The organism is Mesorhizobium erdmanii USDA 3471 (assembly GCF_000472705.1).
GTDB classification, from domain to species: Bacteria; Pseudomonadota; Alphaproteobacteria; order Rhizobiales; family Rhizobiaceae; genus Mesorhizobium; species Mesorhizobium erdmanii.
Window position 1 is genome coordinate 172415 of the sequence record NZ_AXAE01000012.1, and the last position, 16165, is coordinate 188579.

The window sequence follows — 16165 nt, forward strand, 5'->3', positions numbered from 1 at the left end:
GAAGCCGTAGGCAAGGCCCCTTTACTCGGCAGGAAGCCGCGGCCTGCCAACCCCTCACATCGCCTTGAACACCACCGTCTGCGCCAACCCACCGCCGGCGCGGTTCTCCAGCGTCACCGTGCCGCCATAGCGCTCGATGATTTCCTTGGCGATGGCCAGGCCCAGCCCGGCGCCGGGGATGAATTGATGGCGGCCGGGGTCGACGCGGAAGAAGGGCTCGAAGGCCTTGTTGATCAGGTCGGGCGGGATGCCCGGGCCGTTGTCGGAAATGGTCAGCACGGCGCGCCTGTCGGTGGTCGCAAGGGCAATGGTGCACGCCTTGCCATGGGTGGCGGCGTTGACGATCAGGTTGCGTAGTGCCCGGCGCAGGCCGAGGGCGCCGGCGCGGACCGACACCTTGTCCAGATGGCCGATGGAAACGTTGTGGCCGAGCGTGGCCATTTCGGCCGCGATGTCGCGCACCATCCTTTCGAGGTCGAGCGGCTCGACGGCGTCCTGGTTGACCTCCTCGCGCACCAGGCGGATGGCGCTGTCGGCGATGCGGTCGAGTTCGTCGAGGTCGTGCAGCCACTTGTCGCGCTCCTCGTCGAGGAATTCGGCACGCAGCCGCATGCGCGTCATCGGCGTGCGCAGATCATGGCCGGCGGCGGCGACCAGGCGCATGCGGCTTTCCATGGCGGTGCGCAGCCGCGACGACAGCTGGTTCAGCGCATGCGCCGTCGCCTTGACCTCGGCCGAGCCGACTTCCGGCACCGCCGCCAGCACGCCGTCCGAGCCGATCTTGGAGACTGCGGCCTCCAGCATTTCCAGCGGCCGGATCAGCACCGAGGTGAAATAGACGGAGACGGCGGTGGCGCCGGCGACGATCAGCGAGATCCAGCCGGCCAGCACCAGCCATTCGCGCCCCGGCGGCTTGAGATGCGGCACGTCCATGATCGCCCAGCGCCTGTCAGGCAGTTGCACCGAGGCAGTCTGGCCGGCTTCGCCAGGCTTCTCGCTGATGATCGCCAGCAGATCGAGGCCGCGGCGCTGCAGGATATCGTTGAGCATTTCCGTTTCCGTGCGCGCGACCTTGCCGGCGGCCGGATGGTCCGAGAATTGCACCCGCAGCACATCGGGGATCGGTCCGGGCAGCAGCCGAACCACCAGCTCCATCTGCTGGGCGATCCAGGGCACGGTCAGCTCCGGCGGCGGCCCGCCGCCGCGCACGCTGATGACGGCGGCGGTCGCCAGACCGACGACGCCGACGATCGAAATCACCAGCAGCAGGATGAGGCGGCGGCGCAGCGAGTTCACGCCTCGACCTCCACCGCCTCGACACGGGCGGTAAGCTGGTAGCCGCCATTGCGCACGGTCTTGAACAGCGGGCCGTCGCCGGTGCCGGAGAATTTGCGGCGCAGCCGGCTCATCAGCACGTCGACCGAACGTTCGAGCGGGTCGCGCTCGCGGCCCTGCGTGAGGTCGAGCAGCTGGTCGCGCGACAAGAGCCGACCGGGGCGGTCGAGGAACACCTGCAAAAGGTCGAACTCGGCGCCGGTGAGGTCGATGAGTTCGCCTCGTCCATCCGTCACCTTGCGGGTGTCGGGCTCCAGCCGGTAGCTGGCGAAGCGGTAGATGCGGGCGCGGGGAGCCGGCGCCTCCTCGGGTGCGGCGCGCCGCAGCACGGCGCGGATGCGGGCGGTGAGTTCGCGCGGGTTGAAAGGCTTGCCGAGATAGTCGTCGGCGCCGAGCTCCAGGCCGATGATGCGGTCGACATCTTCCTTCAGCGCGGTCAGCAGGATGACCGGGACGTGCGGCTTGCGATCGCGCAAGCCGCGGCAGATGTCGAGGCCCGAACCGTCGGGCAGCATGACGTCGAGCACGACGAGGTCGAACTGGCCGGCGCCCAGCTTCTGCTCGCATTCGCGCCGGTCGGCCGCCACCGAGACGCGAAAGCCCTGGCCGTCGAGATAGCGGCCGAGCAGCGTGCGGATCTCGCGGTCGTCGTCAACGACGAGGATATGGGGTTGTGACTGCATGATCAGGCCCTTGCTTGCCGTGATTATAGGGGCCGGACGCGCGAGCGGCATGGAAAATTGCAACGCAATGTTTCTGGCCGGCGGCGGGAAACATTCGGAAACAAATTGCCCCTTTGCGGAAACCTTCGGCAACACGCCGACGCGAAGCGGACAAACAGGCTTCCTATCCTCATGGCTGTCCGAAGCATGGATGAAAGGAACCCCGTCATGCGAAGCAGACTTCTTGCGCTCGGCCTGTTTTCCCTCGCCGCGATCCACCCCGTGCTGGCGGCCGAGCCCGATGCCGGCGCGGCGCCCGGCGAGCCGCCGGTCATCGCCCAGGATGGACCGGACCACGGCCCGATGCCCCGGTTTGGCCAGAGCGGTCCGCTCGGACCGATGGGGCATGGCCCGCAAGGTTGGGGTCCCCAGGGCTTTGGCCTGCATCGCTTTGGACCGCAAGGCTTTGGCCCTCACCGCATGGGACCGCCGCCGGAGTTCATGCTGGCCGCCCGGCTGGCGGTGTTGGAGACGCGCGTCGGCATTCGCAGCGAGCAGCTCGACGCCTGGCGCGACTACACCAGCGCGTTGCAGGCGGTGCTCGCGCCGCCGCGGCATGATCGTGGTCCCGGCGGCACCGGCGGCCCGGGTGGTCCCGATGCGCCCGAGGCCAAGGTCCCCGATGCCGGTCCGGGCGGCAAACCCGATCCCTTCGCCTTCCAGGAGAGGCTGGCCGACGAGGTCACGGCGCGCGCGGCCTCGGCCGCCAAGCTGAAGGACGCGATCGCCGAGCTGCGCACCAAGCTCTCGCCTGAACAGCTCGAAATCCTCGCTTCGGCGGAACACCCCCACGGACCACCCCCCGGTCCCTGGGGCGGCCCGCCGGAAGATGCAGCCGGACCTGGAGGTCCGCCCGACCTGGGCGGGCAGCTTCCGCCACCCCAGCCCGGGAATGGCTGATACTCCGACCGGTTGCGCCGGCCGGCCCGGTGCCCAACCCGTTCTCGGGCCGGCCGGTCTCGTGGGATGGCAGGCATGTCTTGTCATCCCACCCTCAATTGCCCAGATGGAAGCACGCCGATGTGGGAAGCCATGATGATGCTGCGGCTGATCGCGTCGGTGAGCCCGAGGCTCTCGCTCGGCCAGCGCGCCAGTGATGCCGCCATGCCGGCGGCGCTGCCTGCCGACACGTTGCAGGGCGCGGTGCGGTTGAGCTTCGCCGCCTGGCGCCTGTCGCTGCCGGTTGCACGGCAGCTTCACGATCATCATGACCGCAAGACCGCATAGGATGCAGGCAAGGCTTGGCATGCCGCCGCCAATCGGCATAAATGAGCGCGATGGGCATCGCGGCCCGGAACTCGATCGTCGGGTTCGATCCGGCCGCGGAGAAGGAGCGCGACATGAGCCGCTTCGAGGCATTGCTCGACGCAGCCCTCGCACGGGCGCGGCCCATTTTCACGATATCGATCGTCATCGAGCGTATTTCATCGATCCTGCCGGGCCTCGCTTCCGGTGCCAGGCCGCCGCAACTCCAGGGAAAGATCCAGGCCATGCCTTTCACGCCTAGCCAATCCGTCTTGTCGGACCATCGACGCCGGCTCGCGCCCTGGGCGGCAATACTCGCCGCCACGGTTCTTCTGGCGGCCTGTTCGCAGGAGGGGAGCAAGGCTCCCGCCGGAATGGCCGGCGCAAGCAAGCCGGAGGTCGGCGTCGTCACGCTGCATCCGCAATCGGTGGCGATCACGGCCGAGCTGCCGGGACGCACGTCAGCCTCGCTCACCGCCGATGTGCGTCCGCAGGTCAACGGCATCATCCAGGCACGGTTGTTCAAGGAGGGCAGCGAGGTTGTGGTCGGGCAGCCGCTCTACCTCATCGACCCGGCGAGCTACCAGGCAGCCTATGACAGCACGCAGGCAGCCCAGCAGAAGGCCGAAGCGGCGGTGCCGACGGCGCAGGCCAAGTTCGACCGCTATGCCGGCTTGTTGAAGCAGAACGTTGTTTCCAAACAGGATTACGACGATGCCGCCGCAACGCTCGCCCAGGCCAATGCCGACGTGGCGTCGGCCAAGGCCAGTGTCGAAACCGCGCGCATCAATCTCGACTATACCAAGATCACCGCGCCAATCGCCGGTCGCATCGACAAGTCATCGCTGACGCCAGGCGCCCTGGTCACCGCCAATCAGGACACCTTGCTCACGACCATCCGGTCGCTCGATCCGATCAATGTCGACGTCACGCAGTCGAGCACCAATCTGCTCAACCTGCGCCAGGCGATCAATGAGGGCCGGCTGAAGTTCAGCGGCCCCAATGTCTCGGTCAAGCTGAAGCTTGAGAACGGCACCATCTACAACCAGACCGGCAAGCTGGAATTCGCCGGCGCCAATGTCGACCAGACCACGGGCACTTTTGCGCTCAGGGCCGAGTTCCCCAATCCCGACCGCCTGCTTTTGCCGGGCATGTACGTGCGGGCGCTAGTCGAGGAGGGCGTTGCCCAGAACAGCTTCCTGGTGCCGCAGCGCGGCGTCACCCGCAACACCAAGGGCGAGGCGACCGCGATGGTCATCAATGCGCAGGGCAAGGTCGAAACGCGTGTGCTCACTGTCCGCAACAGCGTCGGCAACAACTGGCTGGTGGATTCAGGTGTCGGCGACGGCGACCGCGTCATCGTCGAAGGCCTGCAACTGGTGCGCCCCGGCGGCGACGCGACGGGCGTCGAGGTGACGATCGACGAGACGACCGGCGAGGTGAAGGACAGGGCGCAGACCTCTTCGGCCGCGCCAGCTCCCGCCAAAATGGCCGCCAACGGCCAGCAGACCGGGAACTGAGCGATGTCGGCATTCTTCATCAACCGGCCGATCTTCGCCTGGGTGATCGCCATCGTGATCATGCTGGGCGGCCTGCTCGCGCTGACCACGCTGCCGATCTCGCAATATCCGCAGATCGCGCCGACCACGGTCAACGTCAGCGCCACCTATCCCGGCGCTGACGCCCAGACGGTCGAGAATTCGGTGACCAAGGTCATCGAGCAAGGCATGACCGGCATCGACAATCTCGACTACATGACGGCGACCTCGACCTCGACCGGTGCGGCCACGATCACGCTGACCTTCACCAGTGCGGCCGATCCCGACACCGCACAGGTGCAGACGCAAAACAAGCTACAGCTGGTGCAGTCGCAGCTGCCGCAGGTGGTGCAGAGCAACGGCATCACCGTCTCCAAATCCTCGACCGGCTTCCTCATGGTCATCGGCTTCGTCTCCAGCGACGGCAAGATGAACTCGACCGATCTCGCCGACTATGTCGACTCGACCATCAACGACACGCTTAAGCGTGTCGAAGGCGTCGGCTCGACGCAGCTCTTCGGCTCCGGCTATGCCATGCGCATCTGGCTCGATCCGGACAAGCTCGCCAAATATACGCTGATGCCGAGCGACGTGGCCTCGGCGATCGAGGCGCAGAACACGCAGGTCTCAGCCGGCCAGCTCGGCGGCATGCCGCAACGCAAAGGCCAGCAGCTTAACGCCACGGTGACCGCCAAGAGCCGGCTGCAGACCGCCGAACAGTTCCGCAACATCATCCTGAAGAGCCAGACGGACGGCTCGCTGGTTCGCCTCAACGACGTCGCCACCGTCGAACTCGGCGCCAAAAGCTACACCACGCAGGCCAGATACAACGGCCAACCGGCGGCCGGCGTCGCAATCAACCTCGCGACCGGCGCCAATGCCATCAGCACGGCTGAAGCGGTGCGCACGACGATCAACCGGCTGAGTTCGACCTTCCCGCAAGGGGTCGAGGTCGTTTACCCCTACGACACCTCGCCCTTCGTGCGGCTGTCGATCGAGGAAGTGGTCAAGACGCTGGCCGAGGCGATCGTGCTGGTGTTCCTGGTAATGTTCATCTTCCTGCAGAATCTGCGGGCAACGATCATCCCGACCATCGCCGTGCCGGTGGTGCTGCTCGGCACGTTCGGGGTGCTGTCGCTGTTCGGCTATTCCGTCAACACGCTGACCATGTTCGCCATGGTGCTGGCCATCGGCCTGCTGGTCGACGACGCCATCGTCGTCGTCGAGAATGTCGAGCGCGTCATGCAGGAGGAATATCTGTCGCCGAAAGAGGCGACGCGAAAATCCATGGGCGAGATCACCGGCGCGCTGGTCGGCATCGCCACCGTTTTGTCGGCGGTGTTCGTGCCGATGGCCTTCTTCGGCGGCTCGACCGGCATCATCTACCGGCAGTTCTCGGTGACCATCGTCTCAGCCATGGTGCTGTCGGTGCTGGTTGCGCTGGTGCTGACGCCGGCGCTTTGCGCCACCATCCTGCGGCGGCCCAAGGACCATGCGACGCAGACCGGTCCGTTCGGCTGGTTCAACCGCGTGTTCGACCGGGGCACGACGGCCTATCGCGACGGCTCGCACGGCATCATCAACCGGTCCTGGCGCTTCCTCGCCGTCTTCCTCGCCATCGTCATCGGCGTGGGCTGGATGTTTGCCCGGCTGCCGAGCTCGTTCCTGCCGGAAGAGGACCAGGGCATCCTGATCACCAGCGTGTCGCTGCCGGTCGGCGCGACGCAAGACCGTACCGAGCGTGTGCTGGCCGAGGTGACCGACCACTATCTCAAGGAGGAGAAGGATGCCGTCCAGGGCGTCTTCACCGCTTCCGGTTTCGGCTTCGGCGGCGCCGGGCAGAATGTCGGCATTGCTTTCGTGCCGCTGAAGGAATTCAGCCAGCGCTCGTCGCCGGCCCTGGCGGCGCAGGCGGTCGCTGGCCGCGCAATGGGTGCCTTCCGCAAGATCAGGGATGCGCAGGTCTTCGCGCTTGCCCCTCCGGCCATCCAGGGCTTCGGCAACACCAACGGTTTCGATTTCTACCTGCAGGACGTCAACGGCGCCGGCCATGATGCACTGATCCAGACGCGCAACCAGCTTCTGGGGCTTGCCGCGCAGAGCAAACTGCTCGCCAACACGCGCCCCAACGGCCAGGAGGACCAGCCGCAATTCGCAATCGACATCGACCAGGAAAAGGCCAGCGCGCTGGGCGTCAGCCTCGCCGACATCAACAACACGCTGTCGAGCGCCTGGGGCAGCGACTACGTCAACGATTTCATCGATCGCGGGCGGGTGAAGCCGGTCTATATGCAGTCGGACGCGAACTTCCGCATGCAGCCGGAGGATCTGGACAAATGGCAGGTGCGCAATGCCAGCGGCGCCATGGTGCCGTTCTCGGCCTTCGCCTCCAGCCACTGGACCTTCGGCTCGCCCCGGCTTGAACGCTACAATGGCTCGGCGGCGGTCGAGATCCTGGGCGCGGCGGCCACGGGGGTGAGCTCCGGCGCGGCGATGGACGAGATCGACAGGCTGGTAGCGCAACTGCCGGCCGGATACTCGCACGAATGGACCGGGCTATCGCATCAGGAACGGCTTTCGGGCAACCAGGCGCTGTCGCTCTACGCGATTTCGGCGCTGGTGGTGTTCCTGTGTCTCGCGGCACTCTATGAGAGCTGGTCGATCCCGTTCGCGGTCATGCTGTCGGTGCCGATCGGGATCTTCGGCGCGCTGGCGGCGGCAACGCTTTTCGGCCAGACCAACGACGTCTATTTCAAGGTCGGCCTGCTGACCACGATCGGCCTCGCCGCCAAGAACGCCATCCTGATCGTCGAGTTCGCCATCGAGCGGGAGGCGGCCGGGATGGGGCTGGTCGAGGCGACGCTGGAGGCGGCGCGGCAACGCTTGCGGCCAATCCTGATGACGTCGCTGGCCTTCATCCTCGGCGTCACGCCGCTCGCCATCGCCAGCGGCGCCGGCTCCGGCGCGCAGAATTCGGTCGGCATCGGCGTGATGGGCGGCATGATCGCGGCGACGGTGATCGGCGTCTTCCTGGTGCCGCTCTTGTTCGTCACGGTGCGGCGTATCTTCAAGGGCAGGGTGGCGAAGCCCGATATCGGGCCGGATATCGGGCAAGACACGGGCGAGAAACCAGCGACAGCCAACCAGCAATAAGGAAATTTCCAATGACAGGTTTCGAACGTGGCCCGGTGGCCGCGGGGCGGCTCATTGTGCCCATGATCACGGCTGTTCTGCTCGCTGGATGCGTCGTCGGCCCGGACTATCGGACGCCCATCATGCCAATGCCGGCATACTGGAGCGGTGAGAATTCGACGAAATCCGTCGAGCCGGCGCAGCTGTCGCAGTGGTGGCAGCGCTTGCGCGATCCCCAGCTCAATACGCTTGTCGCGGAAGCGGTTGCCGGCAATCTCGATGTCGCCACCGCGAAAGCCAAGGTCCGCGAGGCGCGCGCCAGCTATCGCCAGAGCGCCGGCGCGTTGCTGCCGTCGGTGGACGGTTCCGGCTCGATCACCCGCAACAAGTCGGCCGAGACCACATCGGGGACCAATTCCATCTACAGCGAATACCAGTCCGGCTTCGACGCCAGCTGGGAGCTCGACCTGTTCGGCGCCAACCGCAGGGGCGTGGAGGCGGCGCGCTACGGCGTGGAGGCGTCGCAAGAGGAGTTGCGCTCGACACTCCTGACCCTGGTCGGCGACGTCGCGTCCTATTACACCCAGGCGCGCGGCTACCAGGCCCGCATCGCGCTCGCCCGGCGTTCGGCCGCGTCGCAACGGCAGACCGCCGAATTAACCCGCACCATGGCTCTGGCGGGATCGGCGACGGCGGCCGATGTCGCCAAGGCGATGGGGCAGGCGGCCAGCACCGAGGCTACGGTGCCGACGCTGGAGGCAAGCTATGCCGAGGCGGTGCATCGTCTGTCGGTGCTCACCGGCCGGCCGCCGGCGGCACTCAGCGAGCGCTTGAAACGCGGCAAGCCGATCCCGTCACCGCGCTTGTCGATGCCGACCGGGATTCCCGCCGACATCCTTTTGTCGCGCCCGGACGTCCTCATGGCCGAGCGGCAATACGCGCAATACACCGCCAAGGTCGGGCAGGCGGAAGCGGCGCGCTATCCCTCGGTCAGCCTGACCGGAAACATCAGCACGGCAGCGCTCAACATCGGCGATCTCGGCAAGAATTCGTCGATCGGCTGGTCGTTCGGGCCGACGCTCAGCGTGCCGCTCTTCAATGCCGGGCAGTTGCAGGCGGCGGCCGATGTCGCCCGCGCGCAGCGCGACCAGTATTTCATCGCTTACCGCGCCTCGGTGCTTACCGCGCTCGAGGATGTCGAGAACGCGCTGGTGCTGATGGCGCAGGAGCGCATCCGGATCGGCAAGCTTGCCTCGTCGGCGAAATCCTATGGCGAGGCGGCAAGTCTCGAGGGCACACTCTACAAGACCGGCGAGACCAGCCTGCTCGACGTGCTCGACGCGCAGCGCTCGCTCTATACGGCTGAAGATTCGCTGCTGCAAAGCCGCGTGCTTCTGGCAACCAACTACATCGCCCTCAACAAGGCGCTCGGCGGCGGCTGGGACGGCGCGGTCGACAGCACAAAACCCGAAATCGTCGACGTCAAGGCCGGGCCGCGGCTGGCGGTGAAGCTCGCGAAGCAGTGAACAAAAAGTGCGATCCGCGCCGACGGTGTCGGGTTATAGTCTCCCAGAGGCCATGAGATGTCCCACATCTACGATCTTGCATCCGGTGTGGTCCGGCGCATCTATGAAAAGCGCATAGAGGCGCCGGCGATCCTCGATGCCGCGACTGATTTTCCGAACGCGGTGAAATTCACCAAGGCCTGGCAAGGCATCCGCGACGAGGCGCTTGGCTTGCGTCTCGGCAAGGCTCCCCGTTTCCACGACATCATGCCGGAGCAGGCCGAGATTTCGGCCAATGACGGGTTGGACTGGCGCATGTTCGTGCTCAAGGCCTACGACGTCACGGTGCCGGAAAACCTCGCACGGATGCCGGTTCTCAGCCGGTTGCTCGCCGAATGCCCGGAGGTCAAATCGGCGGCGGTTTCGTTCCTGGCGCCGCGCAAGCACATCCCTGCCCATCGCGGACCTTTCCGCGGCATCATGCGGTTCCACCTTGGCCTGGTCATCCCGCGGCAGCCCGATGGCCGCCCGGCAACCATCATGATGATCAACTATCAGGAGAGGCGCATCGCCGACGGCGAAGGCATGCTGTGGGACGACACCTACCAGCATGAGGTGATGAACAATTCCGACGAGGCCCGCATAGCGCTGCTGCTCGATGTCTGGCGCCCTGGAATGCCCTGGGACATGGAAATCCTGTCCAGGCTGATCGTGCGCGGGGTCCAGTCGGGGATGCGCCGCAGGGGCGTGTCCTTCTCCGGCTGAAGCCACGGCGGGCGCCGGCGCGCCGTACCGTCAGCCTGTTCAATTTGAGCGAGGACCCGCATGAGCAGCATGATCTTTCCGGTTCGCGGGCTGATATCGTGGATCACGCCAGCAGCCTACTCGAGGACTGGCGCAGTGCCATGGCCGTGCGGAGCGACAGTGATGTCGACCCGCTGGTGACGGTGATCAGGGAAGGGGGGCCTTTCCAATTGCCTCGGCGAGCTGCCGGCCTATCTCGAAAGGCTGCGCCGGACGGGCCGCGCGGCGGCAGCGGCAGAGCTCGAGCAGCGCCACCCGGCACCGCCGCCACGGCGAAAAGCGCTGAACTGAGCGGCCGGGCACCGAAAACCCGTCCGCGCCGCCATATCGATCGGCCAGGCAGCCCCTTCCGTCAGGGGCTTCCCATACGCAAGGAGCGGATGTAAAAGGGCATATTAGAACTTCATTAAGTATGTGAACAGCGTTTGCGTAGAAGGTGTTCGGTCATGAATCTCAAGAATCTGATCAAGCGTGCCGATGATGTGGACAGGGCGTTCGAGGAGCTCCAGACGGAATTGGCGGAAACGATCGAGGCGTGTCTCGACGAAGAGCCGGTTTTGCAGGACGCCAGCGTCGATGTCGGCGAGCCCGACGATGGTGGTCCGTCCGAAGCCGGTGTGGACGATCCGCAAAGCCTGCCAAGGCTGACCCCGCATACGCAGACCAGGCTCGCCGCGCTCGGAGCCCTCGACGGGCTGTTCCGCGACGCGCAGGGGCATCTCGACGAGATCGGCGGAAAACTGTCGGAACTCGCGTCCTCGCACCACCTGACGCGCGAGTTCCTCGGCATCCTGCATGGCGACGTCATGCGGGCCAACGAGATGGAACTCGTCAATGCCGGGCTTGCGACCGAGCACAAGGCGCTCTCGGACCAGTTCGCCGAAGCGGGGAAAAGACAGACCGAGCGCGACGGCGCCTTCGACACTCTTCGGCAGCGCGAGGCGAGCCTGGTGCAGGAGCGGGAGGCGCTACGCGCCGCACTCGCCGCCGCCAGACTGAAACTGGTGGAGGCCGCCAACGCGGCCGCCAAGCGCGAAGCTGAGTTCGGCGACATCGCAAACCAGCTTTCGGCAAGGACCATCGATGCCAACCGCAGCGCGAACGAGAGCAAGGTGCTGCGGGAAAGGCAGGTCAGCCTGTCGGTTGACCTCGATCGGTCACTGCATCGGGAAGCCGAGGCACGGCACAAGCTCGACGAAGTTTCCGCTATCCATTCCACCGATACGGCACGGATCGCGGATCTGATGGCCGCGCTCGGCAAGAGCGAGAAGGAGGAGGCGCGGCTGCGCAAGTCGCTCGAGAGCGCCCAGGCGAAACTTCGGGAAATGGCCGAGGCGACCAGCCTCATGGAGGCTGACCGCGACGCCGAGCTTGCCCGCACCCGCCTGGAAATGCAGGGCTTGCGCTCGGAAACCCAGAACCTGCAGGCTCGGATGGAGCAAACCATCATCGAGAACGGCGAAGCCGCGGTCGAGATCGCCAGGCTCAAGCTGCAACTGGATGACGCGCTAGCCGAAAGGCAGATCGCCGATGAGCAGCTGTCGGCATTGAGGAGCGAGAACGAGAGCGGCAAGATGAGCCTGTCGAGTGTCAGCGCCAATCTCTCGCAACTGTCGCTCCAGCGGGCGTCGGAGCAGATCGAGTTCGATATCCAGAAGCAGGAATGCGAGGACCTGCGCGCGGAGGTCGCGAGCCTCAACGCCCGCATCAAGGGGCTTCTTCCCTACGAACGCCTGCACAAGGTCACGGCCGCCAGGACCCGCGACAACAATGTAGTCGAGATCCCCGTGGCGGACCCCGTGCGCGCCACGCACAGACGGCGACTGCGCCGAAACATGCAGGTTACGTCATAGTCCACGAGAGCGTGCGGTTGCTTTCCGACCGGACTGACTGTCTGATGCCGGCACCTCGGCGCGAATGAGGCAGGCACAGCCGCGCTTGCCTGTGCCCTATCAAACGGCCGACGCTGCCTCACGACAGAAGGAGCGATTGCCCGTATCTCCACGCGGTCGCACATTGCGCGGCATGGAGGAAGAACCAGTTGACATCAATGCCGGTTGCCGGCCGCGAAGCAGCGCCCTTGCCCGTGGCGGCGCTGATGGGGGCCATGGTGTCTATCCAGATCGGCGCCACCTTTGCCAAGACGCTGTTTCCGGTGATCGGCGCGCAAGGCACGACGACGCTCAGGCTGGTCATCGGCGCGCTGATGCTGATCGCGGTGCTGCGGCCCTGGCAAATGCGGCCGACGCGCGCCACGCTGCCTTGGCTGGTTGCCTATGGCGTGACGCTCTGCGCCCTCAACCTTCTGTTCTACGCGGCCCTTGCCAGGATCCCGCTCGGCGTCGCGGTGGCGCTCGAATTTTCCGGGCCGCTGCTGGTGGCGACGCTGACCTCGCGGCGCGCCGGCGATTTTGCCTGGATCGCGCTTGCGGTCGCCGGCATCATCCTGTTGTCGCCCTTCATCCAGTCGCTGCAGCCGCTCGATCCGACAGGGGTTATGCTGGCGCTGGCGGCCGGTGGCTTCTGGGCGCTCTACATCGTGCTGGCGCAGAAGGCGGGCGCGGAGCTCGGCACCCGCACCACCGCCTATGGCATGGCGATCGCCGCCGTGCTGGTACTGCCCTTCGGCATCGCCGAGGCTGGGACCGGCCTGCTCGCGCCGTCGATCCTGGTCAGCGCGCTGCTCGTCGGCCTGTTTTCGAGCGCGCTGCCGTTCTTCCTCGAAATGGTGGCGCTGACCCGCATGCCGGCCCGCATCTACGGCACGGTGACCTGCCTGGAGCCGGGGCTCGGCGCGCTGGCCGGGTTTTTGTTCCTGCATGAAAAACTGACCATGCCGCAGTTGGCTGGCGTCGTTGCCGTTATCGTGGCCGCGGCCGGCACCGCGCTGACCTCGAAGCCGCCGGTGCCGTCGCCGGAGTAGGGGGCGCGGATATTTCAATTCAATGTGCCCCGCCGCGGCAGTTCGAAGACGTTGTGACGGCGTGTATGCTTTTTGCTTACGCAGTTGTTGACTTCCGTAAGCAATTTGCTTACATTGGAGCATGATAAAGTCGTTCAAATCAAAGGCGCTGGCGGACCTTTTCCAAGCCGGAAGAACCGCCAAGATTGATGCCAAGATGCAAAAGCGCATCCTTGTTCGACTTGACCGGCTTGAGGTTTCTGAAAAGCCGGAAGACATGAACCTGCCCGGGTTCGACTTCCATGCTTTGAAGGGCTTCGATCCGACCCGGTACACGGTGCATGTCAACGGACCGTGGTGCATTACATTCGAGTTCAATGGCAAAGACGCCGCCCGCATCGACTTCGAGCAATATCATTGATGCGGCCAGATTGGAGAAGATCGATTTATGAGCGAGCACGAGCCGACGCGTCCGATTGAGCGCTGCCCGTCCCACCCCGGAGCGCTGCTTGAAGATATCATCCCGGCAACCGGAAAGACAAAGGTGGAGATTGCGACCCTGCTTGGGATTTCCCGGCAGCAGCTTTATGACATCATCCGTGAGAAGAAGCCCGTTTCTCCCGCTGTCGCTGCACGCCTTGGCAAGATGTTCGGCGACGGTGCCGCGATCTGGCTTCGCATGCAGGCCGCATATGATGCATGGCATGCGGAACGAGAAGTCGATGTCAGCGCGATTCCGACGTTGAGAGCGGCCTGAAGGCCGGGTGCTGTCGAAACTGGGCTCGATTCAGACGAGCCCACCATTCCGGCGGGCTCGTCGAAGTAATGGCGTTGAAGCCTTCACCCCCTCCACGGCGGCACCGGCGCGAAGCGCTTGCCGATCCAGTCGGCGAAGGCGCGGGTCTTGGCGGCTTGTCCCTTGGCCGAGGGCATGACGACATAGACCGCGCCTTCGTCGGCCAGCGTCCATTCCTCCAGCACAGGCACCAGCCGTCCGTCGGCGAGTTCGCGGCCGACCAGCCAGTCGGTGCTCATCATCAGGCCGACGCCTTGCACGGCGGCCTCGACCAGCACCTCGGCATCGTCGCTGACCAACGGGCCGGAAACCTCGACGCGCGCGCGCCGGCCCTCGCGGTCGGTCATCTCCCAGGCCGGAAAGGTCTGAAAACCGCTGAAGCCCAGGCAGGAATGTCTAAGCAACGCCTGCGGTGTGTCCGGCCTGCCTCTTCGGGCGAGATAGGAGGGCGCCGCGCAGAGCAGCCGGCGCCGCGTCGCCACCTTGCGGGCGACCAGGCGTGAATCCTCCAGCGCGCCGAGCCGCACGGCGATGTCGAAATTCTCGGCGACCAGATCGGCGAAGCGGTTGGAGAATTCGGCCTCGATGCGGACATCGGGAAATTCGGCAAGGAATTGAGGCAGCAGCGGCCCGATCCACATGCGCCCGAACGTGCCGGGCAGCGCCAGCCTCAGCAGGCCGCGCGGGCCGCCGCCGGCATGCGCCGACGCGGCGGCCTCGGCCTCGTCGACGGAAGCGAGGATGGCGCGCACGTGCACCAGGAATTCGGTGCCCGCCTCGGTCAGCGACACGCTGCGCGTCGTGCGGGAGAGCAACCTTACCCCCAGCCGCTCCTCCAGCGATTGCAGGCGCCGCGACAGGATGGTCGCATCGCGCCCGATGCGCGCCGCCGCCCGGGTGAAGGAGCGGGCCTCGGCAATGGCCGCGAAGGCCGTCATTTCGGCAAGGGCCGCCGGCTCATGGGATTGCTGCATGATTTGCAATACTCAAATGTGGAAGCTCATGATTATCATTAGATAACGCAGCAACTAGGTTCACTCAACCCATCAATCGTCGCAACAGAGTGAACCATGAAAGCCATCGAACTCAGCCAGGCCAGGCTGGACGCCTTCCGCGCCGCCACCGTTGCAACGCCCGAACCGCAGCGCGGCGAAGTGCTGATCCGCCAGCGGGCGGCGAGCCTCAATTTCGTCGATGTCGCGGTGGCGAGCGGCAATTATCCGGGACCGAGCTTTCCGCTGATCCCCGTCGCCGACGGTGCCGGCGAGATCGTCGCGCTGGGTGAGGACGTCACGAGATTCAGCATCGGCGATCGCGTCGTCGTCCATGCCAAGCCACGCTGGATCGGCGGCCCGCCGCGACCTTACGAGATGACGCAGATGCGCGGCGTCTCGCTGCCGGGGTCGCTGGCCGAATATGTCGCGCTGCCGGCCAATTCGCTCGTGCCGGTGCCGGCGCATCTTTCCTTCGAGGCGGCATCGGCGCTGCCGATTGCCGGCACCACCGCATGGAACGCCATCCGCGCCGCCAATGTCGGGCCGGGCTCGGTCGTCGTGCTGCTTGGCACCGGCGGCGTCTCGATCCTCACCCTGCAGCTTGCCAAGGCCGCCGGCGCCACCGTCATCATCACCTCGTCCTCGGACGAGAAACTGGAGCGGGCGAAGGCACTCGGCGCCGACCATCTCATCAACTACCGGGCGACATCGGACTGGGACGGCAAGGTGCTGGAGTTGACCGATGGGCTCGGAGCCAACCTCGTCGTCGAGACCGGCGGCACCGCCACCTTCACCCGCGCCGTCAACGCTACCGCGCCCGGCGGCACGCTGTTCACCATCGGCTTCGTCACGGGCGCCGAGGTCACGGTCAACCTGCTGCCGATCATCATCAAGGCGCTGAAAGTGATCGGCAACAACACCGGGTCGGTATCCGACCTTCGCGACGCCGCCCGCGCCATCGGCGCAGCGAGGATCGAGCCGGTCGTCGACAAGGTGTTTTCACCTGGTGAGGCGGCCGAAGCCTATGCCCACATGGCCGCCGGCGGCCTGCATTTCGGCAAGCTGGCGTTCGCATTGGAGTGGTGAGGAAACTGATCTCCCCCCTCGAGGGGGAGATGGCCGGCAGGCCAGAGGGGGTCGGTTCGACTGGGCGCGGCTTCCTTGCGACGGTCGGAAGTTGGCACTTCACGC

Annotated in this window: 14 protein-coding genes and 1 pseudogene; 12 read left to right on the forward strand and 3 right to left on the reverse strand. The window is 65.8% G+C overall.

Annotated features, from left to right (window positions below; translation table 11 throughout):
* Positions 1 to 54 precede the first annotated feature (54 nt).
* Together A3AU_RS0108205 and A3AU_RS0108210 are read right to left on the reverse strand one after the other, a co-directional pair.
* Positions 55 to 1296, reverse strand: coding sequence for an ATP-binding protein (locus A3AU_RS0108205; protein ID WP_027052365.1), 1242 nt, complete (start codon positions 1294 to 1296; stop codon positions 55 to 57).
* Positions 1293 to 2018: a response regulator gene (locus tag A3AU_RS0108210; RefSeq protein WP_027052366.1), complete on the reverse strand. Its 726-nt coding sequence runs from the start codon at positions 2016 to 2018 to the stop codon at positions 1293 to 1295. The genes A3AU_RS0108205 and A3AU_RS0108210 overlap by 4 nt, the downstream gene beginning before the upstream one ends.
* A 207-nt stretch (positions 2019 to 2225) precedes the next feature.
* Between A3AU_RS0108210 and A3AU_RS0108215 the strand changes: the two genes are divergently transcribed.
* The 11 genes and pseudogenes from A3AU_RS0108215 (at position 2226) to A3AU_RS0108260 (ending at position 13940) form a co-directional block, all read left to right on the forward strand.
* The gene (locus A3AU_RS0108215; protein WP_027052367.1) at positions 2226 to 2957 is read left to right on the forward strand and encodes a hypothetical protein; all 732 of its coding nucleotides are present in this window, start codon (positions 2226 to 2228) and stop codon (positions 2955 to 2957) included.
* A 120-nt stretch (positions 2958 to 3077) separates the two neighbouring features.
* On the forward strand, positions 3078 to 3284 hold the full coding sequence (locus A3AU_RS0108220) for a hypothetical protein (protein WP_027052368.1): 207 nt from the start codon (positions 3078 to 3080) through the stop codon (positions 3282 to 3284).
* Positions 3285 to 3547: 263 nt separating this feature from the next.
* Positions 3548 to 4822, forward strand: coding sequence for an efflux RND transporter periplasmic adaptor subunit (locus A3AU_RS0108225; RefSeq protein ID WP_032917055.1), 1275 nt, complete (start codon positions 3548 to 3550; stop codon positions 4820 to 4822).
* A gap of 3 nt (positions 4823 to 4825) precedes the next feature.
* On the forward strand, positions 4826 to 7993 hold the full coding sequence (locus tag A3AU_RS0108230) for an efflux RND transporter permease subunit (RefSeq protein WP_027052370.1): 3168 nt from the start codon (positions 4826 to 4828) through the stop codon (positions 7991 to 7993).
* 11 nt (positions 7994 to 8004) lie between these two features.
* A complete protein-coding gene (locus A3AU_RS0108235; RefSeq protein WP_027052371.1) occupies positions 8005 to 9498 on the forward strand; it encodes an efflux transporter outer membrane subunit in 1494 nt (497 codons plus the stop codon).
* Positions 9499 to 9555: 57 nt separating this feature from the next.
* Positions 9556 to 10242: an aspartyl/asparaginyl beta-hydroxylase domain-containing protein gene (locus tag A3AU_RS0108240; RefSeq protein WP_027052372.1), complete on the forward strand. Its 687-nt coding sequence runs from the start codon at positions 9556 to 9558 to the stop codon at positions 10240 to 10242.
* A 29-nt stretch (positions 10243 to 10271) separates the two neighbouring features.
* Positions 10272 to 10572 (forward strand): annotated as a pseudogene (locus A3AU_RS1000000140285) (sulfatase); the annotation flags it as partial.
* Positions 10573 to 10727: 155 nt separating this feature from the next.
* Positions 10728 to 12134, forward strand: coding sequence for a coiled-coil domain-containing protein (locus tag A3AU_RS0108245; protein WP_027052373.1), 1407 nt, complete (start codon positions 10728 to 10730; stop codon positions 12132 to 12134).
* Between the two features lie 188 nt (positions 12135 to 12322).
* Positions 12323 to 13204 (forward strand): EamA family transporter, encoded by an 882-nt coding sequence (locus tag A3AU_RS0108250; protein WP_032916996.1) that lies wholly within the window; start codon positions 12323 to 12325, stop codon positions 13202 to 13204.
* 121 nt (positions 13205 to 13325) lie between these two features.
* Positions 13326 to 13604, forward strand: coding sequence for a type II toxin-antitoxin system RelE/ParE family toxin (locus A3AU_RS0108255; RefSeq protein ID WP_027052375.1), 279 nt, complete (start codon positions 13326 to 13328; stop codon positions 13602 to 13604).
* A gap of 27 nt (positions 13605 to 13631) precedes the next feature.
* The gene (locus A3AU_RS0108260) at positions 13632 to 13940 is read left to right on the forward strand and encodes a HigA family addiction module antitoxin (RefSeq protein ID WP_027052376.1); all 309 of its coding nucleotides are present in this window, start codon (positions 13632 to 13634) and stop codon (positions 13938 to 13940) included.
* An 83-nt stretch (positions 13941 to 14023) separates the two neighbouring features.
* On the opposite strand, the gene A3AU_RS0108265 is transcribed toward A3AU_RS0108260, so the two are convergent.
* On the reverse strand, positions 14024 to 14953 hold the full coding sequence (locus A3AU_RS0108265; RefSeq protein ID WP_027052377.1) for a LysR family transcriptional regulator: 930 nt from the start codon (positions 14951 to 14953) through the stop codon (positions 14024 to 14026).
* Between the two features lie 96 nt (positions 14954 to 15049).
* Here A3AU_RS0108265 and A3AU_RS0108270 point away from each other — a divergent pair, with 96 nt between their 5' ends.
* Positions 15050 to 16060, forward strand: a complete 1011-nt coding sequence (locus tag A3AU_RS0108270; protein ID WP_027052378.1) for a zinc-dependent alcohol dehydrogenase family protein — start codon at positions 15050 to 15052, stop codon at positions 16058 to 16060.
* The last annotated feature ends 105 nt before the right edge of the window (positions 16061 to 16165 follow it).

What these genes read in the sequence shown, in the direction of transcription:
- A3AU_RS0108240 (WP_027052372.1), top strand. Translation starts at nt 9,556, where the DNA reads ATGTCCCACATCTACGATCTTGCATCCGGTGTGGTCCGGCGCATCTAT.
- A3AU_RS0108225 (WP_032917055.1), top strand. Translation starts at nt 3,548, where the DNA reads ATGCCTTTCACGCCTAGCCAATCCGTCTTGTCGGACCATCGACGCCGG.
- A3AU_RS0108220 (WP_027052368.1), top strand. Translation starts at nt 3,078, where the DNA reads ATGTGGGAAGCCATGATGATGCTGCGGCTGATCGCGTCGGTGAGCCCG.
- A3AU_RS0108255 (WP_027052375.1), top strand. Translation starts at nt 13,326, where the DNA reads ATGATAAAGTCGTTCAAATCAAAGGCGCTGGCGGACCTTTTCCAAGCC.
- A3AU_RS0108210 (WP_027052366.1), bottom strand. Translation starts at nt 2,018, where the DNA reads ATGCAGTCACAACCCCATATCCTCGTCGTTGACGACGACCGCGAGATC.
- A3AU_RS0108235 (WP_027052371.1), top strand. Translation starts at nt 8,005, where the DNA reads ATGACAGGTTTCGAACGTGGCCCGGTGGCCGCGGGGCGGCTCATTGTG.
- A3AU_RS0108230 (WP_027052370.1), top strand. Translation starts at nt 4,826, where the DNA reads ATGTCGGCATTCTTCATCAACCGGCCGATCTTCGCCTGGGTGATCGCC.
- A3AU_RS0108245 (WP_027052373.1), top strand. Translation starts at nt 10,728, where the DNA reads ATGAATCTCAAGAATCTGATCAAGCGTGCCGATGATGTGGACAGGGCG.
- A3AU_RS0108260 (WP_027052376.1), top strand. Translation starts at nt 13,632, where the DNA reads ATGAGCGAGCACGAGCCGACGCGTCCGATTGAGCGCTGCCCGTCCCAC.
- A3AU_RS0108215 (WP_027052367.1), top strand. Translation starts at nt 2,226, where the DNA reads ATGCGAAGCAGACTTCTTGCGCTCGGCCTGTTTTCCCTCGCCGCGATC.
- A3AU_RS0108270 (WP_027052378.1), top strand. Translation starts at nt 15,050, where the DNA reads ATGAAAGCCATCGAACTCAGCCAGGCCAGGCTGGACGCCTTCCGCGCC.
- A3AU_RS0108265 (WP_027052377.1), bottom strand. Translation starts at nt 14,953, where the DNA reads ATGCAGCAATCCCATGAGCCGGCGGCCCTTGCCGAAATGACGGCCTTC.